The organism is Cryobacterium sp. Y57 (assembly GCF_002929505.1).
GTDB lineage: Bacteria > Actinomycetota > Actinomycetes > Actinomycetales > Microbacteriaceae > Cryobacterium.
In genome coordinates this window covers 200,373-220,672 of the sequence record NZ_PJJL01000072.1, presented here as the reverse complement: position 1 = coordinate 220,672, position 20,300 = coordinate 200,373, and the positions used below count along the sequence as shown (strand labels likewise).

At 64.2% G+C, this 20,300-nt stretch carries 16 protein-coding genes and 1 riboswitch; of the genes, 11 read left to right on the top strand and 5 right to left on the bottom strand.

Going from position 1 to position 20,300, the window contains the following annotated elements:
- Positions 1 to 39: 39 nt before the first annotated feature.
- Positions 40 to 1,071, bottom strand: a complete 1,032-nt coding sequence (locus tag CXY72_RS16675) for an extracellular solute-binding protein (protein WP_233197903.1) — start codon at positions 1,069 to 1,071, stop codon at positions 40 to 42.
- 231 nt (positions 1,072 to 1,302) lie between these two features.
- Between CXY72_RS16675 and CXY72_RS16670 the strand changes: the two genes are divergently transcribed.
- From CXY72_RS16670 to CXY72_RS16655, 4 genes are all read left to right on the top strand, one after another.
- Positions 1,303 to 2,112: an SDR family oxidoreductase gene (locus tag CXY72_RS16670; protein ID WP_158252613.1), complete on the top strand. Its 810-nt coding sequence runs from the start codon at positions 1,303 to 1,305 to the stop codon at positions 2,110 to 2,112.
- Between the two features lie 95 nt (positions 2,113 to 2,207).
- Positions 2,208 to 3,473, top strand: coding sequence for an MFS transporter (locus CXY72_RS16665; protein WP_233197902.1), 1,266 nt, complete (start codon positions 2,208 to 2,210; stop codon positions 3,471 to 3,473).
- 35 nt (positions 3,474 to 3,508) lie between these two features.
- Positions 3,509 to 4,204: an endonuclease NucS gene (gene nucS / locus CXY72_RS16660; protein ID WP_104128787.1), complete on the top strand. Its 696-nt coding sequence runs from the start codon at positions 3,509 to 3,511 to the stop codon at positions 4,202 to 4,204.
- A gap of 99 nt (positions 4,205 to 4,303) precedes the next feature.
- A complete protein-coding gene (locus CXY72_RS16655) occupies positions 4,304 to 4,972 on the top strand; it encodes an HAD hydrolase-like protein (RefSeq protein WP_104128786.1) in 669 nt (222 codons plus the stop codon).
- On the opposite strand, the gene CXY72_RS16650 is transcribed toward CXY72_RS16655, so the two are convergent.
- The 3 genes from CXY72_RS16650 to hxlB all read right to left on the bottom strand — a co-directional run bounded on the left by CXY72_RS16650 (position 4,891) and on the right by hxlB (position 7,032).
- Positions 4,891 to 5,460, bottom strand: a complete 570-nt coding sequence (locus tag CXY72_RS16650) for an FAD-dependent oxidoreductase (protein ID WP_104128785.1) — start codon at positions 5,458 to 5,460, stop codon at positions 4,891 to 4,893. The genes CXY72_RS16655 and CXY72_RS16650 overlap by 82 nt on opposite strands.
- A 306-nt stretch (positions 5,461 to 5,766) precedes the next feature.
- A complete protein-coding gene (hxlA, locus tag CXY72_RS16645; protein WP_104128784.1) occupies positions 5,767 to 6,390 on the bottom strand; it encodes a 3-hexulose-6-phosphate synthase in 624 nt (207 codons plus the stop codon).
- A 57-nt stretch (positions 6,391 to 6,447) separates the two neighbouring features.
- Positions 6,448 to 7,032, bottom strand: coding sequence for a 6-phospho-3-hexuloisomerase (gene hxlB / locus CXY72_RS16640; RefSeq protein ID WP_370446274.1), 585 nt, complete (start codon positions 7,030 to 7,032; stop codon positions 6,448 to 6,450).
- A 113-nt stretch (positions 7,033 to 7,145) separates the two neighbouring features.
- On the opposite strand from hxlB, the gene CXY72_RS16635 reads away from it, so the two are divergent.
- The 5 genes from CXY72_RS16635 to CXY72_RS16615 all read left to right on the top strand — a co-directional run bounded on the left by CXY72_RS16635 (position 7,146) and on the right by CXY72_RS16615 (position 12,062).
- Positions 7,146 to 8,030, top strand: coding sequence for a LuxR C-terminal-related transcriptional regulator (locus tag CXY72_RS16635; RefSeq protein WP_104128783.1), 885 nt, complete (start codon positions 7,146 to 7,148; stop codon positions 8,028 to 8,030).
- A gap of 114 nt (positions 8,031 to 8,144) precedes the next feature.
- Positions 8,145 to 8,252, top strand: a riboswitch (TPP riboswitch).
- A 411-nt stretch (positions 8,253 to 8,663) separates the two neighbouring features.
- The gene (locus CXY72_RS16630) at positions 8,664 to 9,611 is read left to right on the top strand and encodes a BTAD domain-containing putative transcriptional regulator (protein ID WP_233197901.1); all 948 of its coding nucleotides are present in this window, start codon (positions 8,664 to 8,666) and stop codon (positions 9,609 to 9,611) included.
- Positions 9,612 to 9,848: 237 nt separating this feature from the next.
- Complete coding sequence (locus CXY72_RS16625; protein ID WP_158252612.1) at positions 9,849 to 10,514, top strand: response regulator transcription factor; 666 nt, start codon at positions 9,849 to 9,851, stop codon at positions 10,512 to 10,514.
- Positions 10,507 to 11,862 carry a sensor histidine kinase gene (locus tag CXY72_RS16620; protein WP_104128780.1) on the top strand — a complete coding sequence of 452 codons (1,356 nt, stop codon included), beginning with the start codon at positions 10,507 to 10,509 and terminating at the stop codon, positions 11,860 to 11,862. The genes CXY72_RS16625 and CXY72_RS16620 overlap by 8 nt, the downstream gene beginning before the upstream one ends.
- A 20-nt stretch (positions 11,863 to 11,882) precedes the next feature.
- Complete coding sequence (locus tag CXY72_RS16615; RefSeq protein ID WP_104128779.1) at positions 11,883 to 12,062, top strand: hypothetical protein; 180 nt, start codon at positions 11,883 to 11,885, stop codon at positions 12,060 to 12,062.
- A gap of 119 nt (positions 12,063 to 12,181) precedes the next feature.
- On the opposite strand, the gene CXY72_RS16610 is transcribed toward CXY72_RS16615, so the two are convergent.
- Positions 12,182 to 17,938: a peroxidase family protein gene (locus CXY72_RS16610; protein ID WP_104128778.1), complete on the bottom strand. Its 5,757-nt coding sequence runs from the start codon at positions 17,936 to 17,938 to the stop codon at positions 12,182 to 12,184.
- A gap of 276 nt (positions 17,939 to 18,214) precedes the next feature.
- Here CXY72_RS16610 and CXY72_RS16605 point away from each other — a divergent pair, with 276 nt between their 5' ends.
- Positions 18,215 to 18,979: a TetR/AcrR family transcriptional regulator gene (locus CXY72_RS16605; protein ID WP_104128777.1), complete on the top strand. Its 765-nt coding sequence runs from the start codon at positions 18,215 to 18,217 to the stop codon at positions 18,977 to 18,979.
- A 74-nt stretch (positions 18,980 to 19,053) separates the two neighbouring features.
- Positions 19,054 to 20,235, top strand: coding sequence for an acyl-CoA dehydrogenase family protein (locus CXY72_RS16600; protein WP_104128776.1), 1,182 nt, complete (start codon positions 19,054 to 19,056; stop codon positions 20,233 to 20,235).
- Positions 20,236 to 20,300: the final 65 nt, after the last annotated feature.

Below are 20,300 nucleotides of genomic sequence, written 5' to 3'. Positions count from 1 at the left end.
CCGACCCGAGCCCACAACCGCGCCTTCACTACTGCGATGTTAGATCAGGCCGTGCTTGCCGAGCAGTGCCTGGGTGTCGGCGAGGGTGTCCAGGTCGGCCAGGTCGAGGTCGGGGTTGACGAGTGAGTCGAGCGCAGGCAGTCCGGCCGGAGCATCGATGCCGGCAATGAGCGGGTACTCGTAGGTCTCATCGACGAAATACTGCTGGGCATCGGTGCCGACGAGATAGTCGATGAACTCAAGCGCGTCGGCATCCGCTGCGGCACCTGCGAGCAGGCCGGCCCCCGTGACGTTCACAATCGATCCGGCATCGCCAGCCTCGGGATAGGAGAGCTGCGCGCGCATGTTGGCCTCGCCGGTCTCGGCGGCCTGGGCGAACCAGTAATAGTGGTTGATGAGTCCGGCCTCGATGACCCCGTCGTTGACGGCGGCGAGGATCGCGCGGTTGTTGTCGAAGATGACCGGGTCGTTGGCGGCGACGGCGGCAACCCACTTGTCTGCGGCCTCTTCGCCGTTCAGCACCCGATAGGCGGTGATGAAGGCTTGAAAGCTCGCGTTGGCCGGTGCGATGCCGAACTTTCCGGCCCAGGCGGGGTCGGTGAATGCATCAACGCTTGACGGCACCTCGGCCGCGCTCATCACCTCGCTGTCATAGGTGATCACGCGAGCACGGCCGGTGACGCCGACCCAGGTGTCATCGGTCGAGGTGAATCCGGCTGGAACCTTGTCGGTGGTCGTTGCTGGCAACGTCGCAAACAGGTCGGCGTTGCTCAAGGCTCCGAGCGCTCCGGCGTCTTGCGCGAGAAACACCTGGGCTGGAGTGGCTGCGCCTTCTTCGAGCAGCAGCGCGCCGAGCTCGGCGGTGTTGCCGTAGCGCACCTCGACGCTGATGCCGCTTTGCTTCTCGAATTGGTCGATGAGCGGCTGGATGAGCGCTTCGTCGCGCCCCGAGTAGAGCGTGAAGGCGCCGTCTGCGGAGCTTGCTGCCGGCTCGGCGGCCTGCGTGCACCCGGCGAGGGCGAAAACGGTGGCGCCGGCAACGAGTGCGGCGACAGAGAGGGAGATGCGCATAAGGCTCCAGAGACGTGGCGAACGGTTGCTAAGGTAAGGCTACGCTAACTTTGTCGATGGAGCGAATCGTGAGTCCGTTCGACACGGGCAAGCCGAGGCCCGGTTGGCTGTGCGCCCGATGCGCGGCGGAGCGAGCGGGGAATAGCCCGCGTCAGCAGACCGTTGGCCCCATTGATCAATGCCAGTCGAGTACTCGATGCCCGTCTCGCCTAATTCGAAGGAATGACTATTATGGATCTAACCAACCGATACGGCATTATCACCGGAGCAGGGCAGGGAATAGGGCGTGCCCTGGCTGTCGAATTCGGATCGCGAGGAGCACACCTGCTCCTGGTCGGCCGGAAAGAGTCAACGCTCGTCGCGACAGCCCGGCTGGTTGAAGCCGCCGGCGGCACGGCCGAAGTTTTTACGCAGGATCTCACCCTGCCCACCAGTGTCGACCGAGTTACTGAGGCCGTAGAGTCGTGGGCCACGGTGGACCTGCTCGTGAACAATGCCGGAAACGTGCGCGCCGGCCGGCTCGAATTGACCAGCGAGGCCGACATTCGATCCATGATCGATCTCAACCTCGTTGCCCCCGTGCTCCTGACCCGGGCTCTGTTGCCGCGTCTTCGTGCCGGCGCCGACCGAGACAGCATTGTCTTGAACATCTCCAGCGGAATCGCCCTCGTCGGCATGCCGTTTTATTCGGTCTACGCCGCCACCAAGGCCGGCCTCGCTCGTTTCGGAGAATCCGTGCGGCGTGAATTGATCGGATCGGGAGTGCACGTGACGACCGTCTATCCGGGCGCGACAGATACCGACATGATGACGTCTCAAAACGCCGGCGCCGACTTGGGCTGGGAGCGTCGATCCCTCGACGACGTCATTGCCGATGTGCTGGCCGGGCTCGAGGCTGGCGACCACGAAATCAACACGGCCCCCGCAGACCGGCGCGGCATGCAGGAGCTCAACACCTCCGACCCCATGGCCGTCGATGCCGCGATGGCCCCCGGGCTCGCAGATTTAGAGTCTGCGGTACGGGACCACCGCAGCATCTAGGCAAACCGTTCGGGTGGCACTCGTTGTATCTTTGAGCTATCCGCTCGTCTCGAGTCGAGGCCGTCCGCCCCCGTTCATGAACCGTGAGGCCAGTTGTGGCTAACCCCGTTGACTCCAGCGTCACTCTTTCCGCCGTCGGCATTGCGCCCCCCGCCCTGATCGGCTGGCGCAATGCCGTATTCGCGGCGTTCTTTGTGTCGGGCTTCTGCCTTGCCAGCTGGATGTCACGGGTTCCCGCCGTACGCGACGGCCTCGGGCTCGACACCGCTCAGGTTGGCCTGCTCATCTTCGGACTCTCCGCCGGCTCGGTCGTCGGCCTGCTGATCGCCGCCAGCCTGCTCCATCGCCTCGGCGCCCGCCGGGCCATGCTGCTCAGCGTCTCGTTGTCGGCCTGCGGGCTCGTACTCATGGGCGTCGGCGTCAGCGTCGTGCCCTCGGCGCCGTTCGTGTTCGCCGCCCTCGCCGTCTTCGGAATCGGCATGGGATCCGTCGACGTCATGATGAACGTCGAGGGCGCCGCAGCTGAACGTGCCATCGGTCGCACACTCATGCCGCTCATGCACGCCTGCTTCAGCCTCGGCACTGTGGTCGGCGCACTCGGTGGCGCCGCCGCATCCGCTGGCCAGGTTTCGGTCTTCTGGCACCTGATGATCGTGGCGGTGCTCGTTCTGAGCACGATCGTCGTGGCCGTGCGTTTTCTTCCGGCGCCCGTCAAAAGCACTGAAGCGGATGCCCCCACGCCAGCCTGGCGCGACCGCCTGCGAGATAGTCTCACCGTTTGGCGCGACCGTAAACTGCTTCTGATCGGTGTCATTGTGCTCGGCATGACCTTTGCCGAGGGCTCGGCCAACGACTGGCTCGCCCTCGCCTCGGTCGATGGTCACGGCCTCAGCAACACCGACGGTGCAATCATCTTCGGTGTGTTCGTGGCCGCGATGACCGTGGGGCGCGTCATCGGCGGGCCCGTGCTCGATCGCTTTGGCCGGGTTCTGGTATTGCGCGCCTGCGCGGGAATCGGCATTGCGGGGCTCGCGCTGTTCATCCTCGCGCCGAACACTCCGCTCGTGATCGCGGGCACGATTCTCTGGGGCATCGGCGCGTCGCTCGGTTTTCCGGTGGGCATGTCCGCGGCCGCCGACGACACCAAGAACGCCGCGGCCCGGGTGAGTGCCGTTGCCATCATCGGCTACTTCGCCTTCCTGGTTGGGCCTCCCGTGCTCGGCCTACTTGGCGAGGCCTGGGGCATCCTCAATGCCCTGTACCTGATCTTGGCGCTGATGGTACTAGCCGGGCTGGCAGCCCCGGCTGCGCGGCCGGCGGATTCAGCTGGACCTCCGCGATCTCCCTCGGCGAGATCCTGACTGTCACGAACGACCTGAGGCCGTAAACTCGTCCAGTGCGCCTTGTAATTGCGAAATGCTCCGTTGACTATGCCGGGCGTCTCAGTGCGCATCTGCCGCTGGCCACCCGCCTGCTGATGATCAAGTCCGACGGGAGCGTGCTCGTGCACTCCGACGGCGGCTCCTACAAACCGCTCAACTGGATGAGCCCGCCCTGTTCGGTCACCATCTCCGAACCCGACAGTGATCAAGCGGATGCCGGCATCACCGCTCTCTGGACGGTCACCCACGCCAAGACCGCCGATCAACTCGTGGTCAGCGTCTACGACGTTCAGCACGACTCGGCGCACGAGCTCGGCATCGACCCCGGCCTGATCAAGGACGGCGCCGAATCGCACCTGCAGAAGTTGCTGGCCGAGCATATCCATCTACTCGGTGAGGGCTTCACCTGTGTGCGCCGCGAATACATGACGGCGATCGGGCCGGTCGATATTCTCGCGCAGGACGCGAGCGGCCGATCGGTCGCGGTCGAACTCAAACGCAACGGTGACATCGACGGCGTCGAACAGCTCACCCGCTACCTCGATTTGATGAACCGTGACCCGCATTTGGCGCCGGTCAGCGGGGTTTTCGCCGCGCAGACGATCAAGCCACAGGCCCGCAGGCTGGCCGAAGATCGCGGTATTCGCTGCCTGCTGCTCGACTACGACGCCATGCGCGGACTCGACGACACGGCCTCGAAGCTCTTCTAACTCACCGCGCAGCTCAAGCCGGCACATACTAACCGGGCAAAAGCTGAGAAAAAATGGGTAAATGGGGGAACTGCGTGGTGATCGCCTAAACTATTTTAGGTGAATCCCACTCTAACGCGCACCTGGAGCGCCATCCTCTTTGACCTCGACGGAACCATCACCGATTCCGCCCCGGCGATCACCAGCGCTCTGGCCCGCACCTTCACGTTGCTCGGCCGCCCCGTTCCCTCGGCTGCCGACCTGCTCGCCTACGTGGGCCCGCCCATGCTCGACGCCTTCCAAGAATACGCGGGCATGACCCCCGACGAAGCCCACGAGGCCATCGCGGTCTACCGGGCCGAGTACCACGGTGCCGCCTCACTGGATACAGCTGTCTTTCCCGGCATCGCGGGCCTGCTCGAGCGCATCCACGCGGCCGGCATCCCCCTCGCCCTGGCCACCAGCAAGCCCGAACTGAGTGCGATCGCCATTCTCACGCACTTCGATCTCGCGAAGCACTTCACAGCAACGGTCGGTGCCTCCGCTGACGAGACCCGCAGCCACAAGTCCGACATCGTCGCCGAGGCCCTGGCACGTCTCGCTGCGACCGGCGTCGACACCAGTGGCGCCGTCATGGTCGGCGACCGCAGCTACGACGCCATCGGCGCCCAGGCCAACGGCATTCCCGCCATTCTCGTGGAGTGGGGCTACGGCTCTCCCGCCGAAGCCGCAGCCGCGACAGCCGTGGTGTATTCGTCCGACCAACTGGGTCGGTTACTGCTCGGCTGAAGCCCTTGCGGCCAGGAGTCGAAGCCGAGGCCCAGCGCGTCGAGGCTTTTGAGGAGCGAATTACGTTTTCCGCGGTCAAGTCCGAGGTCGGCCACCGCCCACTCAATGTCGTCGAGGTTCTCCTGACCGAGTTCGATCAGCCGTTCGATCTCCTGCGGCCAACGGCGGCACCCGTTCTCTTCGCCGTGCGTGAGACTCGCCTCGCAGAAACCACCATTGCGGCCGGATGCTGCCCAGCCAACAGTGCGCGCCTCCAGTAACACAACCCGCGCCGTCGGATTCTGCTGCTTGGCCAGCACAACGCTCCACAGGCCCAGGTAGCCGCCGACGACGACCGCGAGGTCGCAGCTGAGGTTGCCCGAGAGACGCGGATAATTCGCGCGCAGAGCGAGGTTATCGAACCAGAAGGAGCTCTGCCGAGTACCGACGAACGAATCGGCAACGATGGATGCTGCGGGCCGGGCTCGGTCGAAAATCGTGCAGCTCATGCGTGGCGGCTCGTCGTGCTGGAGTCCTCTCGCGGCAACAGTGCCCCGATTGTCCCGAGTGCCACCAGGCTAACTGTGCCCACCGACAGGCGGTGTGCCGGCATCCGTTTTGCGCATAAGTGCATTGCGCCGGTGCGCAGTTTCGTCTCTGGACGGGGCCCGGGCCTGATCCACGGGCCCAGTTTATAAACTGGGCCCACGGACTGGGCCCGGGCCCCGTCCGTGTCTGCAGGCGGGTGCGGGCCTCCGCTTAACGCGACAGTGCCGCCCCGCAGAAGCGGGACGGCACCAGATCAAACGCTGGGACTAGATGATCGCGGCGCGCAAGGCGGCAGCAGCAGCGGCCGGGTCCTCGGCGCCGTAGATTGCTCCGCCGGCAACGGCGACCGTTGCTCCGGCGCGCTGCACCGAAGAGATGGTCGACAGGTTCACGCCACCCGCGAGGGAGAAGGGAACCTTGGCTGTCTCGCCCTGGTTGAGCAGTGTTGCGAGCGAGAAGCCGGGCTCGGCCTGCTCGTCGAGACCGGCGTGCATCTCTACGAACTGCGCGCCGAGCGCGGTGACCTCGCGGGCACGGGTGACCTTGTCGGCGACGCCGATGAGGTCGACGACGATGCCCTTGCCGTGCCTGGTTGCGGCGGCGACGGCTCCGATAATGGTGCTGTCACCAGCCGTGCCGAGCACGGTCACGAGGTCGGCGCCGGCGGCGAATGCGATGTCGGCTTCGAGCTCGCCGGCATCCATCGTCTTGAGGTCGGCGAAGACGATCTTGTCGGGGTGCGCGGCCTTGATCGCGGTGACGGCGCGCAGGCCCTCTGCCTTGATCAGCGGGGTGCCGAGCTCGATGATGTCGACGTGCGGGGCAACCTGAGCAGCCAGCTTGAGTGCTGCTTCGGTGGTCAGTACGTCCATTGCTACCTGGAGCTTCATGGGTTTTTGCTTTCTGTTAGTGACTAAGAGTGGAAAGTTTGTGGAAGGGTGCGGGCCCTATTCGAGGTTGGCGTGACGCGGCCAGAGCTGTTCGGCCGTGGCCCCGCTCGCTTGCCAGAGCGTGTGGAACAGTGCATCGCCGACAAGTAACACGGCCTGTTCGAACAGACCGCCCGAATACTGGGCCGACACCTGTCCGGCATGGTCCTGCTTGGCCGCGGCCGGAATGACCACGGTCACCGCGGCAAGGCGCCCGAGCGGCGACTCGGGAGCCGTGGTAAGCGCGAGAATGTTCGCGCCCACGCTCTGCGCCGTCTCGGCGGCACGCACAATGGCGCCCGTCGTCCCGGAGCCGCTCGCGACCAGCAACAGGTCACCAGAAGCGATCGCCGGGCTGGTCACCTCGCCGACAACGTGCACGTCGAGTCCCAGATGCATCAGCCGCATCGCGGTCATCTTCAACGCCAGTCCGGAGCGACCGGCACCCAGCACGAATATGCGGGGAGCCGCAGCGAGTGCGGTGGCCGCCTCGTCCAGCGAGGAAGCGGATGCAGACCGCAGCGCGCTCACAACGTGACTGTTCTCATCAAAAATGAGGCCGAGGGCATCTGCTGCCGAGGGGGTGGTGGTCATTTCGGTCATGGGTCAATACTCCACTCCTTTGAGCGGGAGTGCTGCCCACCAAAAGGATGGTTTAACTATCCAAACGGATGGCTATGAGCGGGTATCAGGAATGGCCCGGGTAGGCTATACCTATGACGATCTTCGCAACCTCCCCCGACCCCGGCACCCACCCTGCCGGTTCCTCCGCGCAGACGGCGCAGCCGGCGCAGACCGCGCAGACGGCGCGCTCCGCGGCGGCCGAACGCTCCAAACTCATCGCCGATCTGACCGATGCCCACGCAACCACGCTGGAAACCCTGCTGGCCGTGCTGCGCTCGAAAAGCACGAGTGACACGGCCGCCCGCCAGACAGCCACCGAGCTTGCCGCCGCAGCGATGGTCGCACTGCGCGCGGTGAGTGACCTCGATCGCAGCCTTACCGAGGAACCCGTCGCCCAGGCCTTCGAACGCCTGCGCGACGATCTACGTCCGCTCGTACGTTTCGGCGACCTCGACGTGCAGTTCATCGAACCACCGGTGAATGGGCGTGCCCTTCCCGGTGAGGTCGCCCACGAAGCCCGCGCCATCGTGCGCGGCGCCGTGCTCGCCCTGGTCGAACAGCCCGGGGTCGCCCGGGTGCGCGTGCAATGGGACTGCGACGGTAGCAACCTGCTTATTCGCATTCGCGACGACGGACCAGGCGACCTCAACGGGGAGGTTCCCAGTGTGCGTCAGCTCGCCGCCCGTGTCGTTGCGCTCAGCGGTACCCTGAACGTCGAGGCGACCGCCGGCTGGGGGTCCGAGATGGCGGTGTCACTTCCGCTGGACGCGCCCACGGCATCCGTTTCTGCCGCTGCAGCCTGGGGGCTCAGCCCGCGCGAACGCGGCGTGCTCGAGCTTGTGGCGTCGGGCGCACGCAACAAAGCGATCGCCGAGGCGCTGACGATCAGCGAGAACACCGTGAAGTTTCACGTGGCCAATCTGCTGCGTAAGGTGGGCGCTTCGACCCGTGCCGAGTTGGCCGCTCTCGCTCGCTGAGCAACACCCCGCGCTCGTTTACCGCGCCAGCTATCGCTCCTGGCCCGCTCTGAAACTGGCGCACCCACCCGTACCTGGCGCCGCGATCCGCGCTACGGTGCTCGAGTCAGAAGAACACACCACCACGGGAGCTCGCACCAGCGAGCTGAGAGGACGGCCAGGGCCGTCGACCGTTGAACCTGTCCGGGTAATGCCGGCGTAGGAAGATCGAAACCAATGCGCACAATTGATGAATCATTTATCCTCCAAACCGTCACTCCCGGGCCGATCCAGGGCAGCAGTACCTGCCGCTCCGGGTGCTGACGCCGCACGAACACTGGTGCTGGCTGGAGGCTGATCGCGCGACCACGAGCACGCGCACGCGCACGCGCCTCCGCATGCGGGTGCGCATGCGCGTCCAAGTCACGTGCTGCTCGGTCCGCGTGCTACTCGGGCTCACCGGGGCACATTTACCTCGTGAAACCGGGCACCACACGGCACTCTGAGAAAACCTCCCTCAAATTGGGGGTAAATGTCTACTCCACACGCGGCTACCCCCGCCAATCGACAAGCGGGCACCATGGTCGTATTCCAACAGTGGAGGTCGTAATGACAACCGGATTCGACATACGAAAGCAGCCAACCGCAAGAACCATGATCCACCTGAACGTGCATGTGTTCGGAAACCTCAGCGTTCGACGGGGGCCGGTCGTACTGCACGCTCACCAGCTGGGCGGACCCAAGCCCCGCCAGATCCTCGAAATTTTGCTCGTTCACCTTGGGCTGCCCGTTTCCAAAGATCGCCTGATTGAAATGCTCTGGGGCGCGAACGCTCCGGTCGAAGCACTGCCCACCCTAGAAAGCTACGTGAGTGTTCTGCGTCGGCATCTGCAGCCGGGCGCGGGAAAATTCGGTCCGCTCAAAACCACGACTGGCGGCTACGTATTAGACCGGAACCTGGTCGACGTCGACCTGGACCAGTTCGACGTGCTGTTGCAGCGAGCGCAGAGGGCCGAACCCGCCCTCGCCTACCCTCTGTTGTTGCGAGCGTTGGACCTCGCCGACGCACCACTTCTCGGCGACGAGCTCATGCCGGCCTGGGCGTCAGAAGCCCGCAACCTGCACGCCGCTCGCCTAACCAGCACCCGCATTCTCACCTCGGAAACCGCCGCCGTCCTGCACCGCATCGATGACGCCGTCGTTTTCGCGAATCTCGCGCTGATCGACGACCCACTGAACGAGCGGGCATGGACGGCCCTCATTTTGGGGTTAGAGACCAGCGGGCGTCACGCCGAAGGGCTCCAAGCCTATGACCGGTGTCGCCGCGCCATGCAAGACGAGTTGGGCTGCGCTCCCGGCCCGATTCTGCGCGCCGCCCAGCTTCGGTTACTGCATGCGACAGCTGATGGGGACGGCGACCTGGCCGACGTGCTTTCGGCCCTGATCACGTTGCACGACCAACTCCGTGTGTCATCCACCAGCGGCTCGGCCTTGCGCCGTGCCACCACTCATCATCCTCGCCCAGAACCGGTCGAGAATTCCCTCCGAGAGGCTACTGATGTTGTCACGTCATTTCTGCGACGCGTCGTCGCTTACGCTTGAGCCAGCCGCACCTGCGCGCGCCGACCTACCATATGGGGGGGCAAAGAGTAAGCCCTCGACAAAAACTGCACTCCTCCTGATACTGACTGCGTCAAGTGGAAAAGCACTTCGTTCTCCCACGGCACGCAAGCTCACGAACGGGCAGAGAGGTCCCCGCAAATGACCGCGCAGATGTCTCCGAGCGAACCCAGCGCGCAGGGGACTACTGCTACCGCATCCCCGACCGGTGCCCCCCCTGTGGTTGAAACGACGACGGGACAAATCCGCATCCTCATCGTCGATGACCACACTACGTTCGCCGAACTGCTCATCGGGTCCCTCAATCGCGAACCCGATTTGTGCAGCGTAGGTTCGGCCAACAGCGTGGCCAGCGGCATCGCTGCCTGTTTAGAGCTGCTCCCCGACGTCGTCGTCATGGACTACCACCTGCCCGACGGCAGTGGCCTCGTCGCGGCCGCCGCCATTCTCGCCCGCGCGCCGAATACCCGCATCGTCATCCTCACAGGCGACCCTGCCCTCGAGGCCCTTGAACAGTCCGCCGCGATCGGGGTGTGCGCGTTCCTGCCCAAGGATGGATCCCTCGCAACGGTGCTTGACACCCTGCGGCACGCGCGCAACGGTGGCTTTATCGTGCATCCGTCCCTTGTCGGGCTGCTCAGCGCCCGCCGCCGCCAGCGCAGCGAAGAGATCCCCTTTCCCGAGCTGACCAAGCGCGAGTTCGCCGTGCTTCGGCTCATGGGCGAAGGTTCCGACGTGCGCGCCAACGCCAAAGTTCTCGGCATCTCGGAAAACACCTGCCGTGGCTATGTCAAGGCAATCCTGGGCAAGCTCGGCGCACACTCGCAGTTGGAGGCCGTTGTGATCGCGACCAGACTCGGCTTGGTACCGGCCCAGCATGTCTAAATGGCGGTCGGGCTCGTCGCTGCCCAATTGGCACGACGACGCTCAGGCCGCCGAATGCTCCGGCGTTCGCGCCGCGGTGCAGCGTTTTCTACTCATGGGACTCATCGCGATGGTGCTGGTCGCTGTGCCGGTGTCGCTCTGGGTGCGCGCGCAGTCCGCACACAATGCCATGTCCAACGCGGTGTTGCTCACCCACCGGCTGGCCGACTACTCGATCGGGCCGCTGATCACCGATGCCGTCATTGACGGCGACCCCGGTGCGCGTCGACAGCTCGACGAACGGCTCGCCCCGCGCATCGCCGACGGTTCTATGGTGCGCGTCAAAGTGTGGAATGCCAACGGCACCATCGTCTATTCCGATCTGCCGTTGTTGATCGGTCAGACCGTCCCCTTGCCCAGCTGGGCCACCGAAATGCTGGCCGATGGTAAGGGACGGGCCACTTTGGAGAAGCAGACATCTCCCGATGACCGATATGAAGCCGATTCGGGCGAACTCGTCGAGGTCTACGTGCCAACAATCGCCTCCACTGGTGAAACGTTTGTTCTTGAGGCCTACTTCAACGTCGATGGTGTGCGTCAGGAACAGGATTCCCTTCTGCTCGGGCTCATCCCGGCGTTCCTGCTTGCGCTGGGTGCCCTTCAAATTGCCCAGCTCGTTCCAGCGGTGCAACTGGCTCGCCGCATCCAGAAGCATCAATCAATCAAGCGTAAATTGTTACAGCACGCGATCGACGCGTCTGATCTCGAACGCCAGCGTCTTGCGCGCGACCTGCACGACGAAGTCATTCAAGATCTGGCCGGCTTGTCTTATGCCCTCGAGGCCGAGGAGATGCACTCCGCGCCCGAGAATCGTCCATTGTTTGGCCAGGCGAAGGCCATACTCCAGAAGAACGTGCGCACCCTCCGGGCTATGACGACCGAACTGTATCCCCCCGACCTGGAAGAACTTGGGCTGCCCGAAGCCCTGGCCCGCCTCACCGCCCCGCTGATCGAGCAGGGAATTCAGGTGAAGCTGACCGTGCCTCCCAATTGCAACCTCGACCGCAACCGGTCAGCGATGTTCTACCGAGTGGCCAGGGAAGTGCTCGCCAACACAGTTAAACATGCCAAGGCCAGCATTCTCGAGCTCACTCTGATGCAAGACGATGACTGCACCATCTTGCTCATTCATGACAACGGCTGCGGCTTTGACTTGAGCACCGATCCTCCCAACAACCATCTGGGTCTGCGCATCATGCGCGACACCGTCCATGTTGCCGGCGGCTCGCTTGAGGTTCGCTCCTGGGCAGGCCACGGTACCTCCGTCATGGCTACCCTCGATCGTGCGGCGACGGTTCGCTCGCGGTAGTCGACCGCCCGGCGTCGGCCGTGCAAAGCGTGACCCCGACCGGCGACGGCGATCGCGGCCGGCTCGGGCTCTGTGGCCATGTCCACGCCGCCTCCACCCGGCATTCCGGTACCGATCAGACTGCCGTTGTCGCCGAAATCATCCATTCCGTCCAGGCCAAGCGCACCGAGTGCGCCCAGCTGGAGAGCGTCCCTGCGTGATGTCATGACTTCTCCTCAAGGCTTTCCACTGATGTTCTTTGTATTGCAGAACGTGGGGAGAGCCGGCCGGCGACTGAGGTCCAATCGCCGGCCGGCTTCGGGTTGTTGCTGGTGGTCGGTTAGAGCGCTGCGCCGGTCGTGAAGGTCCACGTACTCGTCACCAGGGGGTTGCCCGCCAGGTCCCGAACGCCCGTGTCGCCGCTGGTAATTGTTACCCGGTATTGAACGTTGGAGCTGAGGCTCACCGAGGGATTGATGGTCAACACGTTGGTGGTGGCATTGAACGCTGCCGCCGCTGTGACGACCGCCCCGGTGGAGACCCGCGTGATGCGAACCGTGGTGGCGTTGACTCCGGTGATGTCTTCACTGAAGGTTGTGATGACGTTGGCGTTTCGGCGTACCGCGACAGCTCCGGGTGCGGGAGTCCTATTAAGGATCCTCGGAGCCGGGCCTGTGATGAAGGTCCACGAGCTAGCCACCATCGTGTTGCCCGCCACGTCACGGATACCCGAGAGGGTGGCCGTGTAGGTGCGGTCGGCGAGCAGGGTCGCGCCCGGGTTCAGCGTCGCGACCTGAGTCGTGGCGTTGTACGACACCGAGGCAGAGACCGCCGTGGTGCCAAGCCGGAGCACGAACGTCGTGCGGCTGACGCCCGTGACCGGTTCACTGAACGTTGCCGTCAGGTTGCCGGTCTGGCTGACCGAACGAGCACTCGATGCCGGGGCGCGCGTTGTCACGGTCGGCAGCACGAACTCCGTGCGCGGCGTGACGACAATCGAGCGAGCCGAGGCTGCTCCGGTACCGACCACGTTGATCGCAGCGACATCGAAGGTGTACCCGGTTCCGTTGGTCAGTGACCCGATCACCGCGGCGGTCACGTTCGCCACCGTTGTGGTGCCAGTGGCCGTAGCGCCGGCACCGATGAAGGTGCGAACCTGGTACCCCGTGATCGGTGCCGCAGTGGCAACCGGTGCCGGGGCAGCCCAGTTCACGGTGATCGACGCATTCCCCGCGACCGAGGTTCCGATCGTAGGAGCTCCCGCGACCACCTGTACAACCGGCGCGGTCGGTGTGACGACCACCGACCGAGCCGAGGGCTCTCCGGTCCCGACCGCGTTGATCGCGGCGACATCGAAGGTGTACCCGGTTCCGTTGGTGAGCGACCCGATCACCGTGCTCGTGACATCAGCCACCGTCGTGGTACCGGTAGCCGTCGCGCCCGCTCCGATGAAGGTGCGTACGACGTAGCTGGTGACCGGCGGGGCGTTGGGGACCACGCCCGGTGCCAGCCAGTTCACGGTGACCTGGGCATTGCCAGCGACCGAGGTACCGATCGTTGGTGCGCCGGGCACGACCTGCACGACCGGCGCTGACGGTGTCACCGCGTTGGACGAAGCCGAGAATGCGTTTGTTCCTTCCGCGTTGGTCGCCGATACCTGGAAGGTGTAGCTGGAACCGTTGGTCAACCCGGTGACAACAAGGTTAATGGCGGTTCCCGGTGCGGGACGCAGCGCGTCCACCTGGACTCCGGCCGAATCGAGCACCTTCACCGAGAAGCTGGTGGGGATGCCGGTCGGGGCGGGTACCCAGTCGACAGTCGCCTGACCGTTTCCGGCGACCGCAGAGACTGTGGTGGGGGTTCCCGGGGCAACGGTGTCACTGAACTGTAGGCGTTCGATGTTGCGCAGGGTGTCGGTACCGTCGGTGCCGCGATTGTCGAGCACGGTCGTGGTCGATCCTGCCGAGCCGAGCGTGCCATCGCCACCGGTGGTGGTGACCACATAGTCGCTGGTTAGTCCAGAGAACCGTGCCGTGTCGATGCCCCCAGATCCATAGAGGATCTCGGGTACCGCCACGATGTCACCCGGGTCGACCGAGCCAGCGAAGACAGCTTGCTGCAGGGTCGGACCAAAGAATCCACCGGCGCCGTCGGAGAGGTACTGGCTGGCCATTGCACTCTGGTTCGTGCCGGTGATGCTGGCACTGCCGATCTCCGTCGCCGAGTCGCTCGGGTTGGTCCGAACGCTCAGTCGCAGGCTGAGGTACGCGTCACCGTCAATGATGTCATCGGCTCCTCGTCCCTCGATCAGGTCGCTGCCCGCGCCGCCGAGGAGCACGTTGCCGGCGCCCCAGACATTCGGGCCGGTCAGGATCGGGCAGTCGCCCTGTGCCGACTGTGCGACAACCGATGCCAGCGTGGTCGTGAATTCTGGAATCAGCGCGTCGAGGCCCGCGATGCGGTCTACTCCGGCCTGGTCCACAACGTCACAGCCGATAAAGCCACCGCCGCCCACGGCGCTGGGAACCAGGTCGTCACCGCGGAGGGTGTCATTCAGCTTCCAGCCCGAGAGTGCCTCGACTTCGTTGTACTTGTCGCGTACGCCGACCTGCAGGATGTCCAGCGGAGCGATCGGTATAGCCAGATCGGAGTCCTGAGCCTGGGGGTCACCCTGGCCGATCATCCAGTCGTAGCCGGAACCGCCGGCAACCTTTTCAATGCCGGGGCCACCGACGCCAATGTCGTCACCGCCCTCCATGTCGTAGTCGTCGTCGCCGCCCTGACCGATCATGAAGTCGTTCCCGGGCTTCTGTGAGTCGTCCAGGAAGAACAGGTTGCTGCTGTCTCCGATCATGAGGTCCGGCTGATTGCCGCCCTCTTCCCAGTCGTCGCCACCGTCACCGAAGGCTGCATCAAGGCTTTCACCGAGCAAGATGAAGTCGTCATCGGCGCCGCCGAAGGTTGTGTTGGCATTGGCTCCACCGTTCGTGAAGTCCTTGCCTTCGCCACCCATAATGATGTCAAGCCCGGGGCCGGCATCGATCGCGTCGTTGCCAGGACCGCCCTTGGGTACATCGTCTCCGGCAACGTCGGTGATGATGTCATTGCCTTCACCGCCGAGCGCTACATCGGCACCGCCTCCGCCCTCGATGAGGTCGTTACCGAGACCACCCCAGTAGGTGTCGTTGTCATTGCCGCCGTAGATCCGATCCACCTGGCCCGTACCGTTGTAGACGGCCTGACCGTTGATTCCGGCAGGGTCGACCGCGTTGCGGGCACGGTACTTGATCGTGCCGTCGGGCATGCGAATCAGAAGAGCCGTCTCATCACACTCAGATTGCGGATCGTTGGCGACGGTGTTGCCCGACGCCGCGAACCCTGCGACGGTTCCCGCCAGGTTTTTCAGCTCGAACTTGCAGTCGGCCGTGGCGAAGGGGTCGGCTTTGAGGGTGTGCGCCGTGGTGTTGCGCATCATGAGTTCGGCGAAAGAGTTGCCCTCCAGCTGGGTGCGGAGGTTCATGCCGGGCGTGCGGGCGAGGTAATACAACCGGTCTCCGTTTTGCAGGTCGGTCATCTGTTTCTCGAACACATAGTTGAACGTCGTGCCGAGCAGGCCACCGAACGGGGTCGTCATCTCAGCGAGGCCGCCGACCCAGAGGTCGACGTCGTCGAGACCGGTGATCGAGTGCGTGCCCGAGTTCACCCACGTTCCCGTGCTGTTCATGAAGTCCATGGCACCGTCTGGAGAAGACTCTCCGGCCAGGGCGTCGGGACTGACGATCAGTCGGGCAGCATCACGCTTGCCCTCGAGCGTGGTCGCGCCGGTGATGGTGGGGAACTGACCATAGGCGGCCACGAAGTTGATCAGCGATTCCGGGTGCTTGAGGTTTTCACCGAAGTCGATCCAGTTTGTGTACGGCCTGAGCGCGCCATCGTTGGTCTTGTTGAACAGATCGCGACGAAAAACGTTCAACCGCGGCACGCCTTCCGAACGTGCACGGGCCATATTGACCGATGCCAGGTCGAGCGGCAGGCCGAGCAGGTTGTTGCGCAGGGTGTCAGTGACGAACTCGTCGAGTTCGTTGCCGACCTGGTCACTCATGCCCATGATGACGCTGCCCGCCGCCTCTTCAGAGGTCAGTTGACCATCGGGTCCACCGTCGGTATAGGCGGGCGGGTTGAGGAACCCTTTGAGCAGCGAGGTATCGTTCTGGGTGCCCAGAACGTCGTCACTCGTGCCGAATACTTTGTCAGTGCCGGGCTTGTCCTCGTTGCGACGCGAGATGGTTTCGGTCAGCATGGAGTGACCGAAGCGATACACCGCGTGAGCGAATTCAGCCGTGACTGCCGGATTGATCTCGGTCTGCGTGAATGCGAAGGGTTCGAATGGATTGATACCGGGCTGCACCTTGCGCGCGAACTCCTCGAACACGAGGTGCTGGTACTCCATCTCGGTGACGAAGCGAGCAGCCTGAAACAGGCGGTCGCCGTTCCACCCGGCCGCTCCGCTGGCCAGTTTCCATTCGGCCAGGGCTGCAATGCCCTTGGCGGAGGTGTCATTGGTCAGGGTGTTCTCTATGGTGTCGATCAGGCGGTCATGCTCCGAGTGGAAGACCTGGTGAATAGCGGTCAGGCCGATGTTCTCGTTGACGCGACCGTCACCGGCGATGAAGTGAGCATTGAGCATCTCATCGTCGTAGGTCCCGGCCGGCTGGTTGGCGAAGTCCGCGGAGGCCGTGGTGTTGCTGTCCGGGGTCAGTCCAGCCTTCGGCTCCGCGTTGTGCGCGATGTCGGTCAGGAATGGGGTTTTGAAATACAGTGCGTTAGCCGGAACCGGCACGGGGTTGGCCGTGTCACCCTCGACCAGGCCGGTCGCGGTGGCGTATTGCGGCATGCCGCGCGCGGGTCCCGGGATGAACTTGCCGTAGGCATCCGCGGCGAGCATCGGAATGTTCAGCACATCTTTGTCGGCCAGAAGCAGACCGAGCACGTTCGCGGCCTGCTCCTTGGTGGTGGCCCAGGTGGCCATGCCGCCCGCAGAAGGACCGGCCGGTCCCCCGAGCATCTTGCCGGTGGCGACGGGATGACCGCCCTCGGTCACGTACTCGCGCAGGAACACTTGGTGCGAAGGGTGCGAAGTATAGGTCTGGCTTTGGTCGACCCAGGGCGAATCGGTGTTGAGGGCGTCCTGCACATCATCGGCGCTCTCATCGGCCGCGGTGGCCGGGTCGTCACTGGTGACGCCGTCGGGGCCGGGCTGGTTCTGCCCCCGAGTCAGCACCATGAAAGCCTGACTTGCGGGTACTTCGTCGCCGTTGCCGGCGATGCCGTCGGGGCCGGAGACGCGCAGCGGGTCATCCGCCTTGAGGGGCACGAAGACCGTGCCGCCGCCCTTGACCGTCTGGTCGACACCGTGGTCGAAGAACTGGCCGAAGAGGGTGAACAAAGAGTTGTACGGCGGAGACAGGCCGACATCCGTCGTCACGTTCGGCATGAACAACGTTTCATTAGACGGAATACAGCCCCCGGGAACGCCGAACGGCACGGCCGGGCTCGGGTCGGTCGTGCAGGCCACGACACCCTCATTGCCCTGGGTGCGCACCGGGTTTCCGGCGGCGGCGATGGCGGCTGGGTTGGTCGAGGTCTGGTCGACGATCAGGTTGCTGATCGTGCGCGGTTCACTGTCGAAGACCAGGCCCTTTTTCTGGGTATAGGTGGTCGGGTTTGGCGGTCCGAAGCCGGAAGGAGTGACATCCGCTGGAGAGAAGGTCGGATTGGCGAGGCGCGGGAAGACCTGGTCGGCGGCACCGAACTGATCCTGGCCCGGCTGCAGGTTGTTGCAGGAACCGTCCACGGTGCGCAGTCCGAACGAGAGCAGCGGGCTGGCGATTTGATTGGCACCAGTACCAACGAGGGCGCCGCACGGGCCGGTAGCCGATGTGGTGTTGGCCACGTGGGCTTCGGCGATCTTGATCTGTTTGAGAATGTAGGCGAGATCCGAGGCAGTCACGGTAAAGCCCTGACCGACCGGCGCGACGACCGCGCTAGCACTGATCGCGGACCCGATTCCGAGTCCGGCGTAGAGCACGACGGCCATCCCCGCAGCGACGACGCGGGTAATCGTACGATAAGCGCTCGGGGGGCATGGGTGGGTCTTTCAACACCCGGCGAAGATGGACTACCACGCATTCCGGTAATGCCCCTTGTGCTGCCAACGATTCCTTTTATTTTGAACCTGCTCATGACGCACCTATCTCTTCAGGGTGAGTAAACGCTGTAAGAGTGCGATGTAGACCTTATAGAAACCTTGGGCATTCGCCAGTCGGGCTGCCCGTTGATTCCCCCGTTGATTTCGTGCTAATTTCGCCTGATAATGCCTGATCCGTCTACAGCATCCGCGCGCCCCAACCTCATCCGCCCGCCGGTCGCTCGGCTAGCGGATGCCCGCAGCCGCGTCGACGTGGCCGACATCGCCGTTCGCCTCTTCCAGGCCCAGGGCTACGAAGCCACGAGCACCACTCAGATCGCCGCTGCCGCCGGAGTGTCCCGCAGTACCTTCTTTCGCCAGTTCCGGTCAAAAGACGACGTGATCTTCGCCGACCACGACGAACTCTTGGAACAGATCGACAGGTACTTCACGGTCGAGCACGACGATCCTTGGCTGGCCGTCTGCGACGCGGCCGCGCTTGTGTTCGAGCGATTTCGGGAGCGTCTCGAGATCGTGCGGGCGCGCGATCTGGTCGTGCGCCAGACATCCGTTCTGCGTGACCGCGAAACCGTCATGGTGTCGCGGTACGAAAAAATCTTTTCGGCTTACTTGCGACGCTCACTGCTGGCTGTCGACCCGGTCATTGCGATTCAATTTGCGGCGGCCGTCACCGCCACGCACAATTTTGAACTGCGCCGCATGATTCGCGCCGCCGACTCGAGTCGGCTGCTCGACACGACCGGGCTCACAGCCGGGCTCGCGGCCGAGCTCCACGCCGTGCGCCATCGCTTCGATCCCTCCGCGAGTTCGCCGGCCACAGACCCGGTACCGCGGGCCAGCGAGCTGCTGGTTGCCGTGTTTCCGGCCTCGGCCCTGCCGGAAGACGTCGCCCGCGTGATCGAGGATAGGCTTCGATCCACGGTTGATTGACACTTCGTGTCACTTGACCTGAGACTCAGTGTCAGATAAAACTGGTATCACCCCCGCTACCGCGAAAGGCACTGATGCCCGATTACGATGTCTCAGCCCCGCTCGATACCGATTACTACGGTGTTTTCGCCGATGTCCCCCAAGCTGATCGAGCGTTCTGGAGCCGGGCCCGTACCTTTGCAGTGGAGACCCTCGACGAGTTGAGCGAGGCCTGGGACAAAGCGGAGTACCCACTGCACCTGGCTCGCCGCCTGGGCGAACTCGACCTACTCACCGACGGCGTCGAGGGGCCTGGGCTCACCCCCATGTCACCGCTCGCCGCCGGCCTCGTGAACATGGAGATCTCGCGCGGTGACGGTTCAATGGGCACCGTCGTGGCCGTGCAGGGCGGACTCGCCCTGCGCAGCATCGCCATGTTCGGTAGCGATGCGCAGAAAGCCACCTGGCTGGTACCGCTGGCCCGCGCCGAGAAGATCGGCGCCTTCGCCCTGACCGAGCCGGATCACGGTTCGGATGCGGTGGGCCTTGAGACCACCGCCCATCGAGACGGCGACGAATGGGTCATCAACGGCGAGAAAAAGTGGATCGGCAACGGCTCGGTCGGCGACCTGACCATAGTCTGGGCGCGCGATAACGACGACAACGTGCGCGGATTCCTGGTGGACCAGTCCCTGCCGGGATACCACGGCGAGACCATGCTGGGCAAGGGCTCCCTGCGCGCAGTACATCAGGCCCGGATCACGCTGACCGACGTACGGATTCCGCTCGATGCTGTACTGCCCGGCACCCACACTTTCAAAGACACGGCCGCCATATTGTTCGCCACCCGGCTCGGTGTTGCCTGGTCGGCACTTGGACACGCCACCGCAGTCTTCGAAGCAGCCCTCAACTACGCGCAGCAACGAGTGCAGTTCGGCAAGCCGATCGCCGGTTTTCAGATCGTGCAGGAACGCCTCACCCTCATGCTCTCCGAGCTCACCTCAATGCAGTTGCACTGCATGCGCCTGGCCGAACTCGACGCGGCCGGATCCCTGCGGCCCATCCAGGCCAGCCTCGCCAAGTTTCACAACACCCGCGCGGCCCGTTCTCTCGCCTCTCTCGCCCGCGACATGCTCGGCGGCAACGGAATCCTGCTCGAAAACCACGTCATTCGACACCTCGCCGATATCGAATCCATCCACACTTACGAAGGCACGGAGAGCATCCAGTCTCTGCTCATCGGTCGCGACCTGACCGGGGTCAGCGCCTTCCACTAGATTCGACGGGTTCTCGCTATACCCGGCACACTGTTGATGAAACCAGCTTGGACAAAGGAGTCCCA

Coding starts and splice junctions, on each gene's coding strand:
- CXY72_RS16675 (WP_233197903.1), bottom strand. CDS start 1,071: ATGCGCATCTCCCTCTCTGTCGCCGCACTCGTTGCCGGCGCCACCGTT.
- CXY72_RS16670 (WP_158252613.1), top strand. CDS start 1,303: ATGGATCTAACCAACCGATACGGCATTATCACCGGAGCAGGGCAGGGA.
- CXY72_RS16650 (WP_104128785.1), bottom strand. CDS start 5,460: ATGAGCTGCACGATTTTCGACCGAGCCCGGCCCGCAGCATCCATCGTT.
- hxlA (WP_104128784.1), bottom strand. CDS start 6,390: ATGAAGCTCCAGGTAGCAATGGACGTACTGACCACCGAAGCAGCACTC.
- hxlB (WP_370446274.1), bottom strand. CDS start 7,032: ATGACCGAAATGACCACCACCCCCTCGGCAGCAGATGCCCTCGGCCTC.
- CXY72_RS16635 (WP_104128783.1), top strand. CDS start 7,146: ATGACGATCTTCGCAACCTCCCCCGACCCCGGCACCCACCCTGCCGGT.
- CXY72_RS16630 (WP_233197901.1), top strand. CDS start 8,664: ATGATCCACCTGAACGTGCATGTGTTCGGAAACCTCAGCGTTCGACGG.
- CXY72_RS16620 (WP_104128780.1), top strand. CDS start 10,507: ATGTCTAAATGGCGGTCGGGCTCGTCGCTGCCCAATTGGCACGACGAC.
- CXY72_RS16610 (WP_104128778.1), bottom strand. CDS start 17,938: ATGGCCGTCGTGCTCTACGCCGGACTCGGAATCGGGTCCGCGATCAGT.
- CXY72_RS16605 (WP_104128777.1), top strand. CDS start 18,215: ATGCCTGATCCGTCTACAGCATCCGCGCGCCCCAACCTCATCCGCCCG.
- CXY72_RS16600 (WP_104128776.1), top strand. CDS start 19,054: ATGCCCGATTACGATGTCTCAGCCCCGCTCGATACCGATTACTACGGT.